At 54.9% G+C, this 1,709-nt stretch carries 1 protein-coding gene and 1 pseudogene; both read left to right on the top strand.

The features are described 5' to 3' along the window. Nucleotides 1-451 (top strand): annotated as a pseudogene (locus tag Q0256_RS09995) (DnaB-like helicase C-terminal domain-containing protein); the annotation flags it as partial. Nucleotides 452-1,232: 781 nt separating this feature from the next. After that, the coding region (locus Q0256_RS09990) for a hypothetical protein (RefSeq protein WP_297962647.1) at nucleotides 1,233-1,709 on the top strand (477 nt) is incomplete at its 3' end.

Below are 1,709 nucleotides of genomic sequence, written 5' to 3'. Positions count from 1 at the left end.
GCGCAAACTCAAATCCGCGGATGCCAACATTGAGCTTTGCGTGATCGATTACATCGGACTTATGACGAGCACGAGCAACTACTCCGAGCGCCACCTGCAAATCGCCGAAATTTCACGCGGGCTCAAGCTCTTAGCGCGCGAGCTAAACATCCCGATCATCGCGCTGTCGCAGCTAAACCGCTCGCTTGAGGCGCGCTCGAACAAACGCCCGATGCTAAGCGATCTGCGCGAAAGCGGCGCGATCGAGCCGGACGCCGATATCATACTTTTCGTCTATCGCGACGAGGTTTATAAGGAGCAGATGGAGCGCGAGCGCATTTCGCGGCTGGAGGCCGAGGGCAAGGACGCGGGCGAGCCCGTATTTAGGCGCAACGACTATCAGGAAAAAGCCGAAATCATCGTCGGCAAAAACCGCTCGGGCGAGGCGGGCAGGACGATCGAGGTGGGCTTTCAGGGCAGATTTACCCGCTTCGTCGATACGAGCTTCGGCGGCGAGCCCAGCGAGAGCGCGATCTTTAACGAAAATGACAATCTCGATTACGTCTCGCAGCTGCAAGATCAGGGTTTTGAGGAGCCTGCTGCGCCGCGCCTCGATACGGCGCATCAGGGTGTAGCACAAAATTTACAGCAAAATTTAACGCAGAATTTTAACGAAGCTCAAAATTTTAATGAAGCGCAAAATAGCGGCGTAAGCTTAAATGAAAGATCCGCCAGTGCCCAAAATTCCGGAGTAAATATCGATTTTGATGAGATGCCTAGCTTTGGCGAAAGCAGTGAGCAGGACGACGAGGAGATAGACGGCGAGTCTAAGCTTAGCGTGGAGCAGAGCTTGGCAGAGGTGCATCGCGCGGCACAGGGCGCACCGCAAAAGCAAGAATTTGAGGGGCAAAGCTTAGATGATGCAAGAGCGGACAGTGTCGCACCGGAAACAGAAAGCGAGCATAAAAATTTAGCGGGCACTCTGCGAGGCGCAAAAGGCGCATCGCAAGGCGCAAAAGACGCGTGGCAAGGTGCAGAGGGCACATCGCAAGGCGCAGAGAAGGTAGCGGGCGCGTCGCGAGGAGCGGAGAGTACGCAGCGAGAGGATGCCTCGTATTTTGAGAGTGATGATAGTGCCGATGGCGGCAGGTCGTCTTTTGAAGCGCAAGAGGACGAGGCGAAATTTAAACCCGCACCGCCTTTAAATATCGAAGAGATGGGCATTCCAAAGATCAATGAGGCAAACAGGCTCGATGACGACGACGCGCCGCTGGATCTGTGAAATAGCGCTTAGGCTGGCGCTGATCGTTAGCGTTTTTTGCTTCGCGCTTTACGCGCAGGATTTGGACGATGCGGGCTTTTGCGCGCTGGCGGCGTTTTGGGCTTACGCGCTATTTCGGGTGCTATTTAGCTTTTTTTACGAGGCGAAGCAGCGCGCCAACGCAGCGCTATTTCGCAGCGGCGGGACTTTGATTAAAATTTTTAGAGGCAGGCTGATAAGCGGGGTTTTAGCATGCGCGGGCGCGATCCTCCTAAGCGTCACTTTGGCGCTAGGCCTAGCGGATCTGCGCGGCGCGGAGCTTTTCGTGACGCTCGCGGCGCTGCCTGCAGCTCTTGCTCTGATGCGCCTGGCGGTGCTGAAGCTCAGTCTAAAAGAGATTAAAAATCCTAGAATTTTATCGCTCAAACTTAGCATTTTGCTGCTCGCAGTACTCGCCGTAGCGGTAAAT

It is taken from the genome of uncultured Campylobacter sp. (assembly GCF_937949835.1).
In the GTDB taxonomy this organism is placed as follows: Bacteria; Campylobacterota; Campylobacteria; order Campylobacterales; family Campylobacteraceae; genus Campylobacter_B.
This window is presented reverse-complemented; position numbering and strand designations above follow the sequence as displayed.